Annotated in this window: 15 protein-coding genes; 2 read left to right on the top strand and 13 right to left on the bottom strand. The window is 48.2% G+C overall.

The annotated features are described in order from the left end of the window. Nucleotides 1–37 precede the first annotated feature (37 nt). Together W01_RS04440 and W01_RS04435 are read left to right on the top strand one after the other, a co-directional pair. Nucleotides 38–1,153 (top strand): 3-deoxy-7-phosphoheptulonate synthase, encoded by a 1,116-nt coding sequence (locus tag W01_RS04440; RefSeq protein ID WP_173052431.1) that lies wholly within the window; start codon nt 38–40, stop codon nt 1,151–1,153. Nucleotides 1,154–1,215: 62 nt separating this feature from the next. Then, complete coding sequence (locus W01_RS04435) at nt 1,216–2,127, top strand: cobalamin-binding protein (protein WP_173052429.1); 912 nt, start codon at nt 1,216–1,218, stop codon at nt 2,125–2,127. A 71-nt stretch (nt 2,128–2,198) separates the two neighbouring features. On the opposite strand, the gene W01_RS04430 is transcribed toward W01_RS04435, so the two are convergent. The 13 genes from W01_RS04430 to W01_RS04370 form a co-directional block, all read right to left on the bottom strand. Further along, complete coding sequence (locus W01_RS04430; RefSeq protein ID WP_173052427.1) at nt 2,199–3,578, bottom strand: hypothetical protein; 1,380 nt, start codon at nt 3,576–3,578, stop codon at nt 2,199–2,201. Continuing rightward, the gene (locus W01_RS04425; protein WP_173052425.1) at nt 3,579–4,766 is read right to left on the bottom strand and encodes a hypothetical protein; all 1,188 of its coding nucleotides are present in this window, start codon (nt 4,764–4,766) and stop codon (nt 3,579–3,581) included. It abuts the gene before it with no gap. 208 nt (nt 4,767–4,974) lie between these two features. Continuing rightward, nucleotides 4,975–6,441: an undecaprenyl-phosphate glucose phosphotransferase gene (locus W01_RS04420; protein ID WP_173052423.1), complete on the bottom strand. Its 1,467-nt coding sequence runs from the start codon at nt 6,439–6,441 to the stop codon at nt 4,975–4,977. After that, on the bottom strand, nt 6,381–7,544 hold the full coding sequence (locus W01_RS04415) for a glycosyltransferase family 4 protein (protein ID WP_173052421.1): 1,164 nt from the start codon (nt 7,542–7,544) through the stop codon (nt 6,381–6,383). The genes W01_RS04420 and W01_RS04415 overlap by 61 nt, the downstream gene beginning before the upstream one ends. Nucleotides 7,545–7,766: 222 nt before the next feature. Continuing rightward, nucleotides 7,767–8,762: a GDP-L-fucose synthase family protein gene (locus W01_RS04410; protein WP_173052419.1), complete on the bottom strand. Its 996-nt coding sequence runs from the start codon at nt 8,760–8,762 to the stop codon at nt 7,767–7,769. Next, nucleotides 8,746–9,147 (bottom strand): ORF6N domain-containing protein, encoded by a 402-nt coding sequence (locus W01_RS04405; protein WP_173052417.1) that lies wholly within the window; start codon nt 9,145–9,147, stop codon nt 8,746–8,748. The genes W01_RS04410 and W01_RS04405 overlap by 17 nt, the downstream gene beginning before the upstream one ends. Before the next feature lie 69 nt (nt 9,148–9,216). Further along, complete coding sequence (gene gmd, locus W01_RS04400) at nt 9,217–10,302, bottom strand: GDP-mannose 4,6-dehydratase (protein WP_173052415.1); 1,086 nt, start codon at nt 10,300–10,302, stop codon at nt 9,217–9,219. 103 nt (nt 10,303–10,405) lie between these two features. After that, nucleotides 10,406–11,368, bottom strand: a complete 963-nt coding sequence (locus W01_RS04395; RefSeq protein WP_173052413.1) for a GDP-mannose 4,6-dehydratase — start codon at nt 11,366–11,368, stop codon at nt 10,406–10,408. A 22-nt stretch (nt 11,369–11,390) separates the two neighbouring features. Beyond that, the gene (locus W01_RS04390; RefSeq protein WP_173052411.1) at nt 11,391–12,566 is read right to left on the bottom strand and encodes a glycosyltransferase family 4 protein; all 1,176 of its coding nucleotides are present in this window, start codon (nt 12,564–12,566) and stop codon (nt 11,391–11,393) included. Between the two features lie 173 nt (nt 12,567–12,739). Beyond that, nucleotides 12,740–13,699, bottom strand: a complete 960-nt coding sequence (locus tag W01_RS04385) for a right-handed parallel beta-helix repeat-containing protein (protein WP_173052409.1) — start codon at nt 13,697–13,699, stop codon at nt 12,740–12,742. Nucleotides 13,700–13,767: 68 nt separating this feature from the next. Next, on the bottom strand, nt 13,768–14,694 hold the full coding sequence (locus tag W01_RS04380) for a right-handed parallel beta-helix repeat-containing protein (RefSeq protein ID WP_173052407.1): 927 nt from the start codon (nt 14,692–14,694) through the stop codon (nt 13,768–13,770). 441 nt (nt 14,695–15,135) lie between these two features. Further along, nucleotides 15,136–18,882 carry a glycosyltransferase gene (locus W01_RS04375; RefSeq protein WP_173052406.1) on the bottom strand — a complete coding sequence of 1,249 codons (3,747 nt, stop codon included), beginning with the start codon at nt 18,880–18,882 and terminating at the stop codon, nt 15,136–15,138. Further along, the gene (locus W01_RS04370) at nt 18,866–20,278 is read right to left on the bottom strand and encodes an FkbM family methyltransferase (RefSeq protein WP_173052405.1); all 1,413 of its coding nucleotides are present in this window, start codon (nt 20,276–20,278) and stop codon (nt 18,866–18,868) included. Before W01_RS04370 ends, W01_RS04375 begins: the two co-directional genes overlap by 17 nt. Between the last annotated feature and the right edge of the window lie 2 nt (nt 20,279–20,280).

Genomic DNA, 20,280 nt, shown 5'->3' with positions numbered 1-20,280 from the left:
GGAAAATGATTGGCTTGCAAATAACAGGAGCTTCACCATGATATTGATTCTTTCTTCCAATACAGATCAACAAAGTGCGGACTACCAGCAACTAATTGGGTATCTCGCCAGATTGTCGGATATCCAGATGCGCGTGCATGTTGAGCGCGGTGCAGAGCAGGTATTAACCGAGATTTATCTAATCGGTAACACCAAGCCGTTAGACATCAAGGACATGCAAAGTTTGCCCTGTGTCGAACGTGTGGTGCGCGTGTCGGAGGAATATCGTATCCTGGGGCAGCATAAAGACGACCCGCGTCCAACGTATTTCGACTATAACGGCGTGCGCTTTGGCCAGGACACGCTCAACGTGTTCGCCGGACTTTGTGCGGTGGACAACGCCGAACATGTCGAGATCATGTTAAAAGCATTGCGCGATAATGGCCAGGTTTGCACGCGTATGGGTGCATACAAGCCGCGCACCAGTCCCTATGCTTTTCAGGGGCATGGCAAGAATTGTTTGCCTTTTGTTTTCGATTTGGCGGGAAAGTACGGCATCAAGGTGATTGCGATGGAAATTACGCATGAGTCGCATCTCAATGAAATCCGCGCCGCATTGCAGCAGACCGGCAACCCTACTGGCGTGATGCTACAGATCGGCACACGCAATACACAGAATTTCGAGCTGCTGAAAATCGTTGGGCGTCAGCAGGAATTTCCGGTGCTGCTTAAACGCGGTTTCGGCATCACGTTGGACGAATCACTCAACGCCGCTGAATATCTGGCGTCTGAAGGCAATCGCAATGTGGTGTTCGGTTTGCGTGGTATGAAGACTAACATGGGCGATCCGCACCGTAACTTGGTGGATTTTGCGCATGTGCCGGTAGTCAAGCGTCTGACCCGGATGCCTGTGTGCATTGATCCATCGCATTCAGTTGGCACGCGTAGTGCTGCGCCCGATGGCATTCTCGATTTGATGCATATCACCGCGCAGGGGGTCATGGCTGGCGCCAATATGGTGCTGGTGGATTTCCATCCCGTTCCCTTAAAGGCTCTGGTGGATGGGCCACAGGCATTATTGCTGAAAGAATTGCCTCATTTTCTTGAGGACGTACAAATCACACGTGATGCGTATCTCAAGCGTGTGGCATTGGCGCAACGTTTTGCGCAGTGAGCGGAGGCCTTTCACTTCAGTCTGATTCGCGCCATTCGCTTTATTATTCGCACTTGCTGGAGATGAGTGCGAAAAGCGAGGATGAAAGTAATTTTATTGTTGTAAAGCATGCCATTTTTTTCTGCTTACTGCTGTTTTGTGTAACTTCGCAGGCCGCGACACCATTTACTGTCACCGATGCCAGTGGCACGCAAATAGTATTCGCCACACCGCCACAGCGCATCATCTCTCTAGCTCCCAACCTTACCGAACTCGCTTATGCCGCAGGCATGGGCAGTCATATGGTGGCGGTTACGGTGTACAGTGACTATCCACAACAAGCCAAACAACTGCCGCAAATAGGTGATGCATTTCGTCTCGACTGGGAGCGTTTGGTCGCGTTAAAACCCGATCTGGTGCTTGCATGGGGCAGCAGCTTGTCATCGCGTGACCGCGCCATATTTGAAAAGCTGAAGTTGAAAGTGCTGGTACTGGAACCCCGCCGTCTTGATGATATTCCCAAAGTATTACGCTTGCTGGGGCGCATCGCCGGCACTGAGCCAGCAGCCGAAGCTGCTGCGCACGCCTTCGTACAGCAGCTTGATACCTTACGCCGGCAATATGCTGGGCGCACTAAGGTGCGCGCCTATTTTCAAATAGCTGCAGCGCCGCTGCTTACGGTAAATGACGCACATATCATCAGTGATGTGCTGCGTTTGTGTGGTGCACAGAACGTATTTGCTGCTGTACCCTTGCTGACTCCTGCCATTTCGAATGAGGCATTGGTAAAAGAAAATCCGCAGGTGATGCTGGCTGTCGCCGCCACGTATGAACAGGAAGAAGAGACGAAAAGAATATGGCGCGAGTTGCCGTTGATTGCGGTCCGGCAAGGCCGTACGGCTTTCATCCACCCCGATCTGATCAGCCGCTCCACGCCGCGCATTTTGCTTGGTGCAAAACGGATATGTGAACAGATAGAGTCAGTTCGGTATTAAGGGTTTTAAGCGCATTGCGTAGCGAATGCGTCGCATGCTTTGAATTATCATTGAAGGAACTACCCTCTCAATCATGTCAATTTTTGGCGGGTAGCCATGATCCTCGGGAAATTGACAGCTTCCTGGAATAGCACCATCACATAAAACAAAAGCATGGGTACCATATGCAATAAAGCGCGATTGATCGTAGTGTAGTCTTCGGCCCATGCTTGAGCATGGGTAAAAAAGAAAACTACCGCGAGAAACGAAGCAGAGGAGAGCAGCAAAGCAGTCATGCCTCGAAAAGAAGGGGCAAGAAGCCGTGGAAACGACAAAACAAGCGCTGCTACTACCAGATACCAGAACAGGTGCCAGTTGTCCATTACCATCATATTTTGCCAAAATGGATGCCAATCCGCCGCGAAGCGCAGATGCACGTGATAACCAAATAAATGAAAATCTTTTTCACCAAGAACAAAAAAAGTTGCTACCCCCGTTACTGCCAGCACGGAAATTCCCACTAGCCCAGCACGCGGCATGAACACAGTTAACAACGCGGGAAGAAAAGTCAACGTCCATGCAATGCCAGGTTGCTTGATCAAGATGCATCCTAACCCAAACAGCAATGCCATGGCCCCCTGCCAGAAATCACGCTTTCTGGTCCAGTGAAAAAAAGCCATTGCTGCCAAGCCGTAAAACGCTCCCATAAATAAATCCGCATATCCCGCCAAAGCCACATGAACATCCAGAATGGGGAGTGAAAGCAGAAAATAGGTAAACATCAGAGCAAACAAGGGCGATGTTTGCCATTGCCTGGCCTGACCATAAAATGCCAGGCCCAAGGCGACCGCGCATAGTAGCCAAGGCAAGTTCATCAGAGTGTCGTTCCATCTGCCTAAGCTGTAGCTCATCCATACTTGTATTAGCGGTATGGCAGGGGGGTAGTAGGGGGCTGCATCAGTGTAAGCACCGGCCACTTCGCCGCTAAGCCAAATGTCAGCGGGCACGAATGTCGCCAAGTGTCCAAGCTCATACCAAACCCGAGCTTTGGTTGCCCACTGCGACCAGGCATCCCAAGGAAATAGCGGGCGCCACATAATTTCCAGTCCCAGTCCTGCCAGCCGAATTACGATAGCGGCCAACACGATGGCATACACGATTTTTCGCCACCCGGCCAAGCTGTGCCAATTTGCTCCGGGCCGCCTGATTCGCCAAGGTTCCTTACGGCCAAGCCAGGCACCAGCCAGTGTCAATAATAAAAGTGCAAGTCCAATACTGAAAAAACTAAGGTGGATTCCCAGCGCATCCAGCAAACGCATCACAAGCGTGGTTAATAATATTCCGCCCAGATACCCATACCCCAAGAGCGTCGGCCATGTGATATCGGTGGCCCTGAGCCAATGTGTACGCAACCACACTACCCCCAACAGCCAAGGCAAACACAAGCCAGTTACTAACGTAAATAATTCCATTTAATGCACCTTGAACAAGGCATTGCCTTCAGCCAAGAACAGTAAATCGACTTTTATGGATTGTTCATCACTCCACATTAGTAATTGATGTGAACGATCATATTTCACGCCCTTTTTTGCGAACAGGGCAATATAGTCCCCGGTTTTGATTTGCGATGTTGGCGGCAGGTTATTACGAGCTAGAACGTTATGAGGATATAAATGGTAAGCGCCCTTTCCCCGCGAGTAGGCGTCATCGGAAAAATAAAGAATACGGCTATTTGCAGCAGGCAATTTTGCCTTCACTTTTTTCATGAAGTCGAACAAGGTGCCGTCTTCGGCAGCAAGATGCTTGTCTTCCCAGCTTTTACCGGCAAATTGCTGGTGTGTCAGCTCCAGCTGTTGAAACAAGTTTGCTTGCCAACGAACATCCAGTATGAACCAGCCGAGTAATACTATGCCCCACACCATGGCAATATTCAGGGGCATAATTTTTGCTATGGCCAAGATTAAACTCAAGGCTAATGCCAACAATATAATTACGGCGACGGCTAAAACAGGAGGGGCATTTTTGTCGATGGCATCTCCGTCTACAAAGTTGATCGAAGTTCCCTGCCATCGGTCAAGCGCAAACCATTTCTTCACCATATGGGGTAGCGCTCCTGGCAAAGACGCAGACTCAAGTGAAATACCATTTACCAAAATCGGCGCAGCCAGTGTTCCCTTAACAATAATAGCCAAGTCTATAATTTGCCCGCGCCAATTTTCATCTTTCACTATCTCCAATGGTTCCAGAGTATTAGCTCTCCAAACAAGCGGATGGACAAAAACACGATTATCCGCAGTGCGCCACAAAAACTCCATTTCAACGCTTGGTGTGGCGCCTGAAACAGACCAGACAATGGTCGAATAATCCTTTGCCTGAAAAGCGGGCGGGGATAGTGAAGCAACAGCAATATTTTGATCTGCTAGCCCCTTGATTACCAGTTTGCCTTGGTCGCTATAACCTTGGCCCTTGTTCATGGTTAGTGCTGCCCCATTCCAGCTTAAAGGCTTGACGTTGCTTATCCATTTTCCTGACCAATTGTATTGAAGATAGACCAGCGACAAAATCAAAGCGCTCGCAAAAAATAGCAGAGGTGCAGCTAGCCACTCCTGGCGCAGGATCTTTTTAGAGGGTACAGAGTGGGGTTCAAGTTGAATGGGCATACCATAATATTTTCATTAAAAAAATGACATAGCTGATTTAGAATACACGCAGAACTTAAGGGCGCCTCTAAAAATTCAAGTTTCTAGGCAAGACAAGGCACGAGTAAAAAATTTGAGCGCGGCATATGAGTTGATATGTGAGCGATAATTTTTTTCGAGTAACGCCGTATTGTGACGAAAATTGGATTTTTAGAGGTGCCCTTATTACTTAATGCGCATTTCTGCCTGTGATCATCATAAAAACCGTCATAAAAATAATTCGCAGGTCGAACCATAAAGACCAGTTGTTAATATAATACAAATCGTACTTTACTCGCATTTCCATTTTTTCGATTTCTCCCGTTTCGCCTCTCCAGCCATTTACCTGCGCCCAACCAGTAATGCCCGGCTTGACGTGATGCCGCAGCATGTAGGCATCAATTTGCTGCTGGTAAAATTCGTCATGCGCTATCGCATGTGGGCGCGGTCCCACAATCGACATATCGCCCTTTAACACATTAAGAAACTGAGGTAATTCGTCCAGGCTTGTGCGTCGTAGAAAAGATCCAAAGGCTGTAATGCGGTGATCGCCGGGTATCGCTTGAGGTACTTTTTCAGACGGTTCGGCATGATGCTTCATTGTGCGGAATTTCCAAACCCAGATGCGTTCCCCATGTAACCCACCACGTAGTTGTCTGAAGAAAATGGGCCCTGGAGAACTTAGTTTGATTCCGACTATGATAAGCAACATGAGGGGACTAGCAATCAACAAAATTAATACCGCCAGGATTTTGTCCTCGACCGCTTTAACGATGCCCTGTACGCCAGATAAAGGTGATTCCATTAGATGGATGACCGGGAAACCGGCCACCTCGCCAATGGAATGGTTGAGCAAATGAACCCCGTAAATGTCTGGAATGAAGGTGACTTGCACCGGCAAGCGACTTAAATGCGCCACCAGTGATTTAACTTGCTTATCGTGTTGCAACGGCAGGGCGATCCATACTTGATCAATACCCAGTTCAACGACTTCTTGGGGAAGACGATGCAGGCCACCACGAACCGGAACGCCCTCGAACACTTGTCGCTGCATCCGCAGATCATCATCATAAAAACCTACCACTTTCAATCCCGTCCATGGTGAAGCGGCGAGGCGATGCGCCACGTCAAGTCCCAACTTCCCAGCGCCGGCGATGACGATAAACCGGAGATTGAAACCACGGCGACGGAAAAAACGCAGTCCGATTCGCAACACTACTCTGAAGGCGACCAAAGAGACAAACCCTGCCACTGCCCATTGGCCAATCCATACACGGGAAAAATAGGTGCTGGATTTGGTTGCAAACAGTACGATGATTAATCCAGTGCAAACTACTGTCCAAGCGCTTGCCAATATCTGTATTTCTGCCCACAGACTTGCGCCCCGATGGGGGCGATATACATCGAAAAATGGAAATACTGCGAGGCAAAACAGAAACACACCGATTAGTACAAAATCATAATTTCTCGGAAAATCCCAAGACCCGAACTTGATCGCGAAAAGTATCATTCCAGTGGCTACCACCACAAAAGGATCCAGGAAACGCTGGGCTAATTCAAGAATGCCCGCGTTTTCCTTGAGCAGGCTGCGCGAGGTCATGGCAACCACATTTTGTTCGAGGTGGTCGTCATCAGCGATTGTTGGAATCGATGCCACTCATTTTCTACACACGCTATGAATTCTGCACGAAATCTCTCAGGCGCAAAACGGCAGGCATTATTACGACAGGATACTGGCAAAATTCGAGCGGCTTCCTGTTCAAAAGAAGTTACTGCTGCTTTGATGGCTTGAATGGATTGCTCCGCAAAAAACACCCCGGTCGGTTGTTTATCATCCAAGCCGCGAATTGTTTCCAGCACACCGCCTTTGCCATACGCAATGACTGGCGTACCACAAGCCTGAGCTTCTAATGGGGTAATGCCGAAATCTTCTTCTGCGGCAAATACAAATGCTTTGGCGCGCTGCATGTAATTGCACATGATATCGTCAGTTTGATATCCAAGTACCGTTACATTTGGTCCGGCCTTCGCTCTCACTTTCTGCATTTCAGGTCCGTCGCCAATGATCACCAAACGTCGCTCTGGCATGGCAGTAAATGCTTCCGCGATTAGATTCATTTTTTTGTAAGGTACCAGACGGGAGGCGGCCAGATAAAAATTTTCCTTGTTTTCGCGTAAGGAAAATCTTGAAATTTCTACTGGCGGATGAATTACCGTCGCATCGCGGCGATAGGTTTTCCAAATTCGTCGCCTAATAAATTGCGAGTTTGCTATAAGGCAATCAACACCATTAGCCGTTCTTGCATCCCATATTCGCATTTTGTGCAAGAGCCATTTGGCGATCCACCCCTTTATGCCTTTGTCCAAACCCGAATCGCTCAAATATTGATGCTGCAAATCCCACGCGTAACGCATAGGAGAATTAACATAGCTGATATGAAGCTGATCCGGCCCTGTAATAACGCCTTTTGCGACAGCATGGCTACAGGAAAGCACCAAGTCATAGCCGGATAAGTTGAACTGCTCGACAGCCAAAGGCATTAAGGATAAATACTGCCTGTATTTAGTTCTGGCGAAAGGCAGGTTTTGCACAAACGAAGTGGTTGCTGTTTTCCCCAGCAGAAAACCTCGTTTTCTAGATGGAATAAAATCTACCACGCTATATAAATCAGCATTTGGATAGCATAATAATATTTGCTCCAGAACACGCTCGGCTCCGGCATAGACTGTTAGCCAATCATGAATTACAGCTACTTTCATCAAGATAATCCCTTATTATCCTGAGTCTTGGCCGCATTCTCCGATGTACAGAAGAACTGAAGTCGTTCGTTAATAGCGGACAGGAGCAGGTTCATGCCTGTTGCTCTTTTATTCTTGACTTGAAGCATTTACGAAAAATTAACTCTAGCGTATTGGCAAGATAACGGCCTTGATTGAAAAGCTGAACCGCAACAACGATCAGAGGCTCTGAAAGCAAAACCATTAACGAGTCTCGGTAGATACAGGGTCGTGGAGAAAATCCGCATAGACCTTAGCCAGCCCAGCCTGCAATGAAGTGGGCGCATGCCAACCTATTGCATTCAGGCGGGAAACATCCAGTAATTTTCGCGGAGTTCCATCTTGTTTTGAGGTATCAAAAACGATTTCGCCATCAAAACCCATCATCTCCTTTACCAATTTTGCCAGTTCACCGATGGTTACATCCTCACCAACACCAATGTTCATCAAAGGTGGCTCAAACTTACCACTCATGGTTTCATCGCTGCCCAGCAATCCGCAATAAGAGCTATCCGGCAAATTCATTAGATAAACACAGGCATCGGCCATATCTTCACTGTAAAGAAATTCTCGCTTGATTGATCCGGTACCCCAAACCACCACTTGCTGCTCACCGCGCACACTGGCTTCGTGAAATTTGCGGATTAGGGCCGGAATGACATGGCTATTGTTCAAATCGTAGTTGTCTCCCGGACCATAAAGGTTAGTCGGCATTACCGCCAAATAGCGTGTTCCATACTGGCGGTTATAGCTCCAGCACATCTCGATACCAGCAATCTTGGCCAAAGCATAAGGCCGATTGGTTGGTTCCAAAGAGCCCGTAAGAAGGCAATTTTCATGCATTGGCTGTGGTGCAAATTTTGGATAGACGCAGCTCGAACCAAAAAACATCAGACGTTCAACGCCATTCCGGTAAGCCGCATGAATGATGTTGGTCTGGATGGCCAAATTGTCACGGATGAACTCTGCTGGGTAAGTGTTATTAGCCAGTATCCCGCCCACCTTGGCGGCAGCTAAAAAGACGTAGTCGGGTTTTTCATGCGCAAAGAAAGTTTCTGTGGCAGCCTGGTTGGTGAGATCCAGCTCGACGTGGGTGCGGGTAATAAGGCGGTTGAAGCCTTTGCCCTGCAGATTTCGCATGAGAGCCGAGCCAACAAGGCCGCAGTGTCCGGCAATGTAGATTTTAGAGTTCTTGTTCATTTCGGAGCTTGCTGAGGTCAGCCGTACAGCCAATCGGACGAGGAGAGCAGGTAGCCACTTGCATCAGTTGTCGGATGGCGTCGATCAGGCCTGCGATGGCTTGGGTGTGGCCGGATATTTTGCTTTCCAACTTTGTAAATTTCGTTGCAAGTTTTTTATGTGTAGAGAGCATTTTATGGATTTTAACGAACGTCTTTATGACCAATAAGCTAATCGTTACCGCTCGTGACGACTTAAGTACGTTCCCGAGCATCAAGGCTCCATGCTTGATAAAGGCATTCGGCAATGACGAGGAGAGCTTGAGTTTGGCGAGGTGGTCACAATTTGTGACCACCTCCTGTTTCTCCTCAGCAGAATAAAGATCTGCCAAATCGATTTTGATCATGACTTTGTGCCTTGAATTAAGATGTTTCGTTGAGCGATCGACTCCGATACGACGAGGTGGATACGGATTTCATTCGTGGTAGTCCATGGCCGTGTAGCCGTGTTTCTTAACCAGTTCGTCGCGCTCGGCGGCCTTCAGATCTTCGCGTACCATTTCTGCCACCAGTTCCTTAAATGTGATTTTTGGTGTCCATCCCAGCTTCTCTTTTGCCTTGGTCGCATCCCCCAGCAAGGTCTCGACCTCGGTCGGACGGAAATAGCGCGAATCAACTGCCACGATGCATTTTCCTGCTGCATCGTAGCCCTTCTCATCTACGCCTGTTCCTTCCCACTGTATTTTGATGCCAAGTTCTTCTGCTGCCGCAGTCACAAAATCGCGCACACTATATTGCACGCCGGTGGCGATGACAAAATCTTCGGCTTTGTCCTGTTGCAACATCAGCCATTGCATTTCAACATAGTCTTTGGCATGCCCCCAGTCACGTAAGGAATTCAGGTTTCCCAGAAAGAGGCAGTCTTGAAGATTCAGCTTGATGCGCGACAAGGCGCGGGTAATCTTGCGGGTAACGAAGGTTTCGCCGCGAATGGGAGATTCGTGGTTAAACAAAATGCCGTTGCAGGCATACATACCGTAGGCTTCACGGTAATTGACTGTGATCCAGTAGGCGTAAAGCTTGGCGACTGCGTAAGGTGACCGAGGATAAAAAGGCGTGGTTTCTTTTTGTGGAACTTCCTGGACCAATCCGTAAAGCTCAGAAGTTGAAGCCTGATAGAAGCGGGTTTTTTTCTCTAGCCCCAATATCCGAATCGCTTCAAGCACGCGTAACGCTCCTAATGCATCGGAGTTGGCAGTGTATTCAGGTTCTTCGAACGATACAGCCACGTGGCTTTGCGCAGCGAGGTTATATATTTCGTCTGGTTGTACTTGCTGAATGATGCGAATTAGACTGCTTGAATCAGTCATGTCACCGTAGTGCAAAATGAAATTACGATTGCTGACATGAGGATCCTGGTACAGGTGGTCAATGCGGTCTGTGTTGAGCAAAGAAGCACGGCGCTTGATGCCATGCACGATGTAGCTTTTCTTTAACAGAAACTCGGCCAGGTAAGCGCCGTCTTGTCCTGTCACACCAGTGATTAAAGCGATTTTTTGCATAGAGGATAATTCCTAACAATATTGATTTTCAGCCAAAATATTTGGGAAATATGGCTGTCAGTGAAGAAACAGTATAAAAATGATACCGAATAATTGATGGCGACTAAGTGTAAATTGCATTCTTGGTCGAGATACACATGTTCTCTATGATTGTCTCAATTCTTACTTGGGCACGCCAAGCCAATAATTTGTTAGCTTTAGATGGGTTCGCTGATCCGATGTGGATGTCGGTTGGACGATACAAGTTTGAATTGATAACAAGATAATCTTTGTAATGTAATCCAAAAAATTGAAATGCTTGTTCGATAAAGAATTCCAAGGTTACTGTCTTGCCAGTAGCTATGACGAAATCCTCGGGGTGATTTAGTTGTAGCATTTTCCACATCGCCTGCACATATTCAGGTGCCCATCCCCAGTCTCTTTGTATATCGATGTTCCCCATTTCCAATTTTTCATTACTGCCCGAAGCAATCCTTGCTGCAGTACTGACAATTTTCTGTGTCACAAAACGTTCTGGGCGGAGGGGAGACTCATGATTAAACAAAATGCCGGTACACGCATAGAGACTGTACGCCTCCCGATAGTTTGCAACAAGGTTATGTGCTGAAGCTTTGGCTACTGCATAGGGGCTTCGGGGCCTGAATGGTGTTTCCTCATTTGCTGGATTAGTGCCAGTCTCACCGAAACACTCGCTTGAACCTGCATTGTAAAGCCGTATCGGCTTTCCGTAAAATCGGATTGCCTCCAACAAATTCAGCGTTCCGATTGCGATACTTTCCATCGTTTCCACAGGCTGCTCGAAAGAAAGCCCGACAGAACTCTGCCCAGCGAGATTGTAAATTTCGTCAGGTTGATGCTTAACCAAAGTTTGAAGGACGCTGCGAAAGTCAGTAATGGCCATCGAAGTAGTGATCACTTTGTCCAGAATGCCGAGATTCTTCAGGTTACTGAAAGAAGAGGCCATGGCATCTCTTGATGCGCCGATGACCTCGTATCCCTTGTCTAGCAAAAGTCTTGAAAGGTATGCGCCATCCTGCCCGCCTACTCCACAAATTAGCGCCCTCATTTCTTTGTCTTCCTGGTGACATTCATAATTGTTTAAGCACGGGCTTATCCGTTGCTAGGTGGTTGTTAACGGAATGATAGATCTCCACCGTTTTCCGAGCGGTCGTTTCCCAGGAATATTGTGCTGCCACCTCCAGAGATCGTTTAATCGCGGTCTCCCTCCATTGATCATCTTCCAGTAGCACACGGGTATTTTCAGTCATAGTCTGAACGTCTTCCGCCTCCACAATGAGCGCCGCTCCTAAGGCTACTTCCGGCAATGATGCGCGATTGGATATTAACACTGGCAAGCCGCTCGCCATGGCCTCAAGCACGGGCAATCCGAAACCCTCATATAAGGAGGGGTAAACAAATCCCCGGGCGCCGGAAAAAAGTTTAGGCAACTTGGCCTCAGATACATACCCAAGATAGCGCAGCCACCCCTGCCGCTGCCCATGCACAATGCGACGGTGAATAGCCTCACTTCTCCATCCATACCCTCCCGCCAGCACCAGTGGATACCGGTTTCTTAGAGCTTGTGGCAATGCTTCATAGGCTGACAGTAATGTCCCAATATTCTTTCTGGGCTCAATGGTTGCTACGCAAAGTGTGTAAGCACCAAATTCTAGACCAAATTTTCTTAGCACATCAACTGTTTCCTCCATCCTTCGTGGGCAGTAGTCCTCGGCAATTCCCAACGGTATAGCCCGCACTTTATCTGCTGGCCAACCAAAAAATTCGATGATCTCTTGCCGAATAAATTCTGAATCTGTAATCAAAAAATTGGCACGGCCCAATGTTATTGGAATTTCCCGTTGCATGAAAGAAACACGCTCAGGAGGATGAAACTGTGGGTAACGAAAAACCGACAAATCGTGAATGGTTACAATTGCCGGGCCAGAAAAGGGGGGCAACAAGAAACTTGTGCCATGATATATATGATCAGAGTAATCTCGTAAACGTTGGCGCAACAATAGGGGAGACAAACAACGATATGCCGCTACTACCAAAGGGCTACGTATTAGCCGCTGACGTATAGCAAGTTTGACTGACGATTGTTCGAGTAGCGAGCTTGCATTGTTCACCCAGCGACCATCAGAAAAAAAACGTACTGACTTCACACCCTGAATAGTTGGAATACGTTTTGTTAGTTCCCATGTATAGCGGCCGATCCCGGACAAAGATGGTTTGATGGTATTAACTGAAAGAATGACCTTCATTCCCGTATCCATATTGCACAAACCGTATCGCACTTCATAGTTTTTATTATGCTCAGATACCTTAAAGTCGACAATTAATAAAGATTGATTAGAACATCCTCATTCCCACTGGTTTAGCTTAGAGTAAGCTGACTATATTTGGTTTCACAAGCCTTCAATACGCTAATACTGATTTAGAGGGGCGCTACGGTAGTTAATGTGCCGAGAAGGTTGCTGGAGTTATTCGATAGCATATTATTTCCGTAAGATGTCATCGTTGCGCCAGAGCCGATCTGTCCAAGCCCGTATATACTGCTTCCTGTCACCATGCTCTTACGAATACTAACCGAAGCGGTTCCATTTTGGCTTTCGGCAGCAACGCCTCCGCTATAATTCGAAACTATCGAACGGACTATCTCTGCTCTGGCGGTGGCGGTGGAGGCGGAATCCACAATTGCATAAATACCGATGCCACCCCCTGTCACGACAGTATCGCTGACAGCAGCAGTCGTGGTCGTGCCGTTTATGTCATTGAATGCAACGATGCCATAAGTGGAATTACCGAAAAATTTCGATCCAGAGATGTCAGCCGTAGCTCCATCTTGAATTTGAATACCTATATCATTATCGCGAATAAGGGTGTTAACCATCCGCACCGTTGCTGCTGTTTGGACTAATACCCCGTATTGGTTAAAGGGGCTACCAATAATCGAAAAATTAGCAATGACACAGTTCTCGATTGAAAGCTTGGCGCCAGCGGTCATTAAAATACCGGCATCGCCGCCTTGACTATTGATAGTCAGGCCGCGTAGCACTACATTCACTCCGGGAGTAGCAATCGTCACTCCGTTTGAGCCTGGAAAGACAGTAATGCCGGCATAGGCACCCGGAGCTGCCGTCAAAGAGATCGACTGGGTGAGTGTGACGGCGCCATACGCTGCGGTATCGAGCGCTACGACTTCGCCATCTGGGTTGACTACGGTTACCGCTGCTAGAAACTGGCGGCATGGGTGGGTAACATCGCAGTCAAATGAAGTATTGGAGTTTAATCCATAAGATGCAACAAAGGCACGCTGAACGGCGGATTGTGCAGGGGTCGCTATCATTGCACACATAACTGCAAGCAGATATACGGCTGGAGATTTTTTTAACATGATCATTTCCTAATTGTTAAGACCGCGGGCTTATCCAGGACCGTTGGATATGACCGGTTCGGCCGGTTTTACAAAGGAGCTAAAGTAGTAAGTACACCTGTATTACCGCCGTTATCCGTGATAATGTTATTGACCAGCGACCTTATTGTGCCGCCGGAGCTCTGGAAATACCCCGTTGTGTTTCCCGTCACCATGCTGTCGCTGAGAGTTACTGAGGCAGCTCCGCCCGAGGCAGATGCCGCGATACCTTCGGTGGTATTAGTAACTGCTGAACGGATCATGTTTATTCGCGAGTTTCCAGCAGTCGAAAATGCTTCAATTCCAACACCTCCTCCAGTCACGACGGTATCGCTGATAGCGACAGTCGTAGTCGAGCTATTTGTGTTATTCGCAAAGATGCCATTGCTGATATTTCCGAGAAACTTGGATCCGGAGATATCGGCCGTCGCTCCCCCCTGAAACTCAATGCCAACGTCACTATCGCGAATAAGGGTGTTCACCATCCGCACCGTAGCGGCTGTGTTAACAAAAACGCCGTGTTGGGCACCAGCATTAAAATTGGAAATGACACAGTTTTCGATTGAAAGCTTGGCACCAGCTGTCATTAAAATCCCGTTAGTACCGCCTTGACCATTAATAGTCAGGCCACGTAGCACTACATTCACTCCGGGAGTGGCAATCGTCACTCCGTTTGAGCCTGGAAAGACAGTAATGCCGGCATAGGCCCCCGGAGCTGCCGTTAAAGAGATCGACTGGGTGAGTGTGACGGCGCCATACGCTGCGGTATCGAGCGCTACGACTTCGCCATCTGGATTGACTACGGTTACTGCTGCTAAAAACTGGCGGCAGGGGTGGGCAACATCACAGTCAAAGGAAGTATTGGAGTTCAATCCATAGGACGCAACAAAGGCACGTTGAACGGCAGCCTGTCCAGGGGTTACTACGATGATACCCAGAGTAGCAATTAAATATACGGCGGATAATTTTTTAAACATGTTGGTCTCCTGATTTGTTTAGAGGTGAGCTATTTGGTGTTTCCACATCCGAATTTATATAAGTGTAGTTTGAGTAAGCCAATAACTGGGCTGAAAATTGTAATAAATTTCTATTGCAAGGTAATATTTCCTGTATGTTAAAAATACACAGTTAAAAGTATCTATGAAATTATTAATTAGAGAAACTAAAAATTTACGTAAATTTTCGTCTATAAATTTAGATTAAAGAATAGCATAATTTTGTTAGCCTCCTATGTTTGAAATACAAGTATAAACTACGCAAAAACTATTATAAATAATAAATTTATTGTATTATTACATATACTTACATTAAGTCAAAATGACTAAATTTACGGTGTAATTTTAATGATCAATCTACTAGTCGTCTGCACGCTATCACACGGTATTAGGACACGAGATAAATTGAATTCACCAATAGATTTATACGGCTGACTCTTGTAAAACCTGCTGGTTGCGGCTCGTTAAAACTCTTGTAAGCAATTGCTCAGCACTTTGCTGCCAGGTGAGCCAGGACATGCCAATTGATTGAGGTGCCAATCCATTGGCGTTTAATGTTAACCATTCACTAATCGCCCTCGCCAGGGCAAGGGGGGCAAGCCCACTAAAATAAAATGCGTGTTCACCTGCCACTTCGCGGAACACGGGAATATCTCGCGCAATTATGGGTTTTTTATGCTGGGCAGCTTCGATGAGCGGTAGTCCGAAGCCTTCGCCCGCGCTGGCAGCAATTAAGCACGTGCTGGCTGTATAAATTTTTTCCAGGTATTCGTCGCTGATGCCATCTAGCCAAAATAGGCGCTTCCCCAGTTCGGGATGTTGGCGCAGACGATCTACCAGCGATTCCATCATCCAACCTTGTTTGCCAACAATCACCAAATTCACATCTACGTTTTCCGCCCATATTTTTTCAAATGCAGCAAGTGCCTGTATATAACCTTTACGGGGTTCCAAGGTGCCGACCATCAAGAAGCTCGGACGATTCGCTAGTTGACTTAACACTAACCTTGCATTGTCTGGCACACCTTTGGATGGGGATGATGCTTCTATGTTCCCTCCCAAATGAAACCAGTCAATCATGAATGGTCGTTGACGTGCTAATCCGTTCGCCTTGAGCCAGTCTGTTAGCTCGTCAGCCACGGCTTTGGAGATGCAAATAGCACCATCACTTTCAGTCACTACTTGCAGCCAGTCTTGATGTATTTTTGTCGCCCACTCAGGGAAAGCTTTGGGCAAAATAATAGGCAAAAGATCAAATACTACGAATTGAACCTGTATACCGTAGTTGCGCAACTGCTTATAAAAGGCCTGTTGAGACGGCACTACTTGAGGCTGTAAGTCCAGCCCCAGAAACAGGTCACCAGCTCGGAATTCGATTGGATCATCTGTCAGGATCGATTCGGGGCAGTTGAGGAAGCGCAAAGTGAAGCGCCGGGCATAGCGGTAGCTGTGATCAGGTGTGGCATAAACGGGTTCCACCCGGTAGCCAGCGGGTGGATTGGCAAGTAATTCGTTTAGAATGCTGCGCACAGCTCGTTGAATACCACTTTTTGAATCGCGTTGAACCAGTTCCGAGATGTCAATTAATAACTGACGGGGAACATGCCGGGGTGATATGGAAAGGACCGTTGCTTCTGCCACAGAGATCCACGCTGGAGCTTCTGTCGGCGCCGGTTCAATGTGGGACAATGCGCGGACTAAAGCGGACTCGTTGGTAAGCGCTGTCTGATATATAGACTCGATCGCCTGGGCGTACTGGTCGGCACAGGTCCGTGGAGCATGATGCGTAAGAATGATCTCTCTCGCCCTCGCGCCCAATTGCTGTCGGCGAGCAGGGTCACGCCACAGGGTTTCCAGTGCCCCCACCAGATCCGCATCATCAAATTCGTCTGACAGCTTCCATACTCCGTCATCGGGCAGGTCTGCCATGCTGCCGTTAATATTCACGATAGTGGGAAGGCCGTAATTCATACAATCCAGTACTGTTGCCGACGTTTCGCCACGGGAGAGTGTGCGCAATTGCACCCCTGCATCGGCCGCCGCAAGGTAATGGCGGAAGGTGGCAGTGTCTGTCCAGCCGGTAATGCGAATACGCTTACTTAAGCCACTTTGGCGGATCCGGGTGACCAGTTCTGCCCCATACACACCGCCCTGATTCTCGCCGACGAATACCAGTATACAATCGATATTCTTCGCTAAAGTCGAGGTTAGCCAAGCGTCGAGCAATCGATGGTTCAGCTTGGTCATCCCGAGTAAACCAAAACTACACACCACAAAATCATCATTGCCAAAGCCAAGCAAGCGGCGTGCTTTAGTTCGATCAATACCAAATTCTGGAATGCGAAGGAGCGGAACCACCGCCCAGTCATCAGCCGCTTTTTCGTCGATCCACTGGCCAGCCAATCGTATGGAGTTTTTGGAGTGTACAACTACTCCAAGGGCAGTCTGAAGTACACCTAAATTGCACGGATAGCGCCAAGGTACTTCCGCCGTATCTGAGGTACTGAAATGTTGTTGCATGGCCGCATAGCCGTGGTTTTGATAGAGAGCTTGAACCCAGGAAACAGACTCCTGACCACTAAAATGCATGTGACCTACTACACCAGATAGGAAAAAATCATGCAGAGTGACGACACCCGGCACTTCTTCCAGCAAGTTAAACATGTGCTGATGAAAGGTGTTGTTGCCAAAATGATAGAGCACCCGATCGTAACGGTTTGCGTTAGTCTTGAACCATTCCACACTATGAATCGGGCAGTTGGCCTCGATCCAAGGTACGGACACGGAGTCTTGCGCCACGATCACGTCAATATCGTAATGGCGTGCAAGCTCGGGCAGAAGTTCGGCGCTATAATCACTGATACCGCTACGCACTGGTGGCAATGGCGAGACATACGCCAGTTTGGGCCGGCAGGGAAGGGGGCACAACACTGAAGCATCGGAAGATTGTCTCGTATGAAGGTTTTCAAAGGCGGCAATTGCCCGTTGCGCAGTGGTATCCCATGAAAATAGCTTGGCCTGTTCCAGGCCGTGTTGTTCTAATTCTAATCGGAATTTTTCGTCAGTCAGCACCTGCGTAAGCTTTTCAGCGATGGTCATATCGTCCATCGGGTCAAATAGAGCGTCATCGCGGCCAATCACTTCTGGTAGGCTGGAAGTGTTGGAGCCAATTACTGCACACCCGCAAGACATCGCCTCCAAAGCTGGCAAGCCAAAGCCTTCATGCCACGATGGTAATACAAAGGTTTTGCATAAGCCGTAAAGCATGAGTAAATCATCTTCAGGTACAAATTCCGTCAGCACCACTTCATCATCCTTTAATCCCTGCTCCCTGGCGATTTTTTTCAGGGCAGCACGACTGCTAAGGGTCAGATTAGCGCAAACAATCGCTAGTTGGTGGCTGGTGCGCAGCGGTTTGGTCAGTTTCGAGTAGGCGCGAATAAGACCTTCAACATTTTTACGGTGATCTATACCGCCTGTGTACATCACGTATGGGCGATGCAACCCGTAACGCTGGCGAATTTCTGATTTTCGCTTGGAGTCAATTTGCTGCGGCTGAAATTGAGGGTCAGCTGCCGCAGAAATATTGAGACATGCTTCAGGCGGAAAACTGAGGTAACGAATACCCTCTTGCCGAGATGATTCCGAATTAGCGAGCAGCAGGTCGGCTCGGCGCAGATGGCCGAGTTTATTCTCATACCAGGACTCGACCAGCGGATTTTGCAGGTAGAGGTGGCGGTGAATCAGGGGGATCAAGTCATGTAGGATCACCGCCGTCGGCATGGTGCGACTCAGCATGCCAATGCTGGTGGCAGCATCATCATTTGATCCTTCGAAAAGGCTATTGACAAGTATGATATCCGGCTTGAGGCTCGCTAGAAAAGCCTCACGAACTAGTTCGGCGGCGCGAGTGCGCCAATGATTTTCGTTGCTTGAATCATATCTCGGCCCTGGTGCCTGCCAGACACGGATATTTTTTTGTGGCAACAAGCCATCAAACGCAGCGCGTATCGGTTCAATGGTGTCAGGAAAAAGCCCATTGAGGGCGAGAAGCACCTCATGATCACCGCGATTGCGGATGATTGCTTTAGTTATAGAGAGGGTATAGCGACCAATGCCGCGTTGCCGGTTGCTACCTTGCGCACCTTGCATGTCAATTACAATGCGCATTGGATCTCCTCACGTTAATTGCTTTTTGCAGGTCCGAATAAATGCGGACGACGCGAGGAGGGAGTTCCTTTATCGATTGTTCTGACAGATCCGGTGGGTAAGCTCCTGCAACATTCTTCGGATTTGAGCCGAGGTATACCCGTTGATTGATTTGCGACGGCATGTTTGAGCCCGCAATCAATCCCGATCGCATGGCAAACTGGCGCAGGTGCTGCATAAGGTGCGGATGCTTGGTGAGCACACTCAATGCATATGCCTTTAAGGTTGGTTTAGCGATGGTTTGACGTATCGCCCACACTGCCAATGGTTTGGTCATGCGCTTTGTCAAACGAAGCAACCATCGCATTTGGAGTGAAAGTAGTGTCAATCCCCGATTAGTAGCCAGCATGATTTTGCGCAACGGTGAAGTGATACGCCAGGATTTGCTGGCATAAACACTTTGTAGTTCGTGGTTAAGCCCATTTGCCATCGTTCTCCAATTATGATTGTGATGATTCAGTTCATCGATTTTGGCCTTGGCCGCGTTCCACTCATTTTCAAGCCATTTAGTGCGCGTTTGGCTGGTGGTGTGATCAGACTGTTCCCGGGTTAATCGAGCATTAAGTTCTTGCTCGCGAATTGCGGCGGCATGGGCGTCAGACTTCTGCGCCCATGCTGCCGCTTCTTGTCGTGCCTGATATGACGCTATCACACCTCGACAAAGGTGGGAGCTTGCATCGAGTATCGTATCGTCAAAAACATTCGGCGGACAAGAAAATGCCTCAGCAAGCTCGGCATGCTCCTTAGCTATGTAAAAACGGTTGAGTCCGTCGAAATAAACAAACTGGTAGTCCGCTGTTGTGAGGATTGGGTCCCAGCTCGCGTAATCTGTCTTGGGTGAGTTTGGGATGGTGGCCTCAACTACCATTATCCATGGACGCAAGACTTGGGTGTCCCACCCATTGAGAACCCGTTCTTCGAACCCTTCAACGTCAATTTTCAGCCAGTGAACGTCCTTGCCCACCAAAAATTTCAATGCTGATTTTAACGTCAGAACCGGCACTTGTATCCGCTGACGCTCATAACCTCGCTCCACTTGGTGGCGTTGCGCATAGGCGTCTACGGCTGTGCTTAGGCCTGTGTCCGGAATGACGTTAAGTTCAAGTGTGCCTTCTGTATCAGCCAACGCAATTTGCAATACTGTCTCGTCAGGCCTGTCCTTGCGCAAGAGTTCGGCATATTCAGGGACAGGCTCAATGTGAATACCCCTCCAGCCATACGCATAGAAGGCCTTACTGACAGAGTCAACCACCGGGTGCTGCGCGCCGACGTCTACATAGAAACCATTTTGCACGTGTTTGAGCGCGCGCCATAGCATTACATCTTCAAAATTTTGGGCATAAGAAACGAACGTCATTA

The sequence above is a fragment of the Candidatus Nitrotoga sp. AM1P genome (assembly GCF_013168275.1).
Lineage (GTDB): Bacteria > Pseudomonadota > Gammaproteobacteria > Burkholderiales > Gallionellaceae > Nitrotoga.
This window is presented reverse-complemented; position numbering and strand designations above follow the sequence as displayed.

Excerpts from the sequence above, each read along its gene's own strand:
- W01_RS04430 (WP_173052427.1), bottom strand. The coding sequence starts at position 3,578 with ATGGAATTATTTACGTTAGTAACTGGCTTGTGTTTGCCTTGGCTGTTG.
- W01_RS04435 (WP_173052429.1), top strand. The coding sequence starts at position 1,216 with ATGAGTGCGAAAAGCGAGGATGAAAGTAATTTTATTGTTGTAAAGCAT.
- gmd (WP_173052415.1), bottom strand. The coding sequence starts at position 10,302 with ATGCAAAAAATCGCTTTAATCACTGGTGTGACAGGACAAGACGGCGCT.
- W01_RS04380 (WP_173052407.1), bottom strand. The coding sequence starts at position 14,694 with ATGTTTAAAAAATTATCCGCCGTATATTTAATTGCTACTCTGGGTATC.
- W01_RS04390 (WP_173052411.1), bottom strand. The coding sequence starts at position 12,566 with ATGAAGGTCATTCTTTCAGTTAATACCATCAAACCATCTTTGTCCGGG.
- W01_RS04425 (WP_173052425.1), bottom strand. The coding sequence starts at position 4,766 with ATGCCCATTCAACTTGAACCCCACTCTGTACCCTCTAAAAAGATCCTG.
- W01_RS04405 (WP_173052417.1), bottom strand. The coding sequence starts at position 9,147 with ATGATCAAAATCGATTTGGCAGATCTTTATTCTGCTGAGGAGAAACAG.
- W01_RS04385 (WP_173052409.1), bottom strand. The coding sequence starts at position 13,699 with ATGTTAAAAAAATCTCCAGCCGTATATCTGCTTGCAGTTATGTGTGCA.
- W01_RS04375 (WP_173052406.1), bottom strand. The coding sequence starts at position 18,882 with ATGCGCATTGTAATTGACATGCAAGGTGCGCAAGGTAGCAACCGGCAA.
- W01_RS04370 (WP_173052405.1), bottom strand. The coding sequence starts at position 20,278 with ATGACGTTCGTTTCTTATGCCCAAAATTTTGAAGATGTAATGCTATGG.
- W01_RS04440 (WP_173052431.1), top strand. The coding sequence starts at position 38 with ATGATATTGATTCTTTCTTCCAATACAGATCAACAAAGTGCGGACTAC.
- W01_RS04415 (WP_173052421.1), bottom strand. The coding sequence starts at position 7,544 with ATGAAAGTAGCTGTAATTCATGATTGGCTAACAGTCTATGCCGGAGCC.
- W01_RS04395 (WP_173052413.1), bottom strand. The coding sequence starts at position 11,368 with ATGAGGGCGCTAATTTGTGGAGTAGGCGGGCAGGATGGCGCATACCTT.
- W01_RS04410 (WP_173052419.1), bottom strand. The coding sequence starts at position 8,762 with ATGAACAAGAACTCTAAAATCTACATTGCCGGACACTGCGGCCTTGTT.